Below are 289 nucleotides of genomic sequence, written 5' to 3'. Positions count from 1 at the left end.
CTCCAAGATGAGATGCCTGAATCACTGGAACGCAGTCAAACACCAGTCAATCCACCTACAATCAATCTCAATCTAGAACTACCAGATGATGCAAAGTTGACGCGAAAGTCATCTTTTGCAGAAGTAGCTAAAGTTTGGCTTGAGGATGATGAAAGCAATGATGGAAATGACAGCAGTGACTCTGAAGCAGAGGCAGAACAGAGAAAGAAAGCCCTGCAACGAGAACGTATGTCTCGGTCACAAGGTAGTCAAGTCTTTGATGTGAACAAAGACGCAGAGAATCGGGAAG

1 protein-coding gene is annotated in these 289 nt (G+C 44.6%); it reads left to right on the top strand.

Going from position 1 to position 289, the window contains the following annotated elements:
- Positions 1-289 (top strand): hypothetical protein (locus tag GHN92_RS23985; RefSeq protein WP_178102690.1); only part of this gene is annotated, 289 nt, incomplete at both ends.

The organism is Pseudomonas sp. FSL R10-2964, assembly GCF_009600035.1.
In the GTDB taxonomy this organism is placed as follows: domain Bacteria; phylum Pseudomonadota; class Gammaproteobacteria; order Pseudomonadales; family Pseudomonadaceae; genus Aquipseudomonas; species Aquipseudomonas bubulae.
The sequence above is the reverse complement of the archived record's forward strand: the minus strand, read 5'-3'. Positions and strand labels throughout refer to the sequence as shown.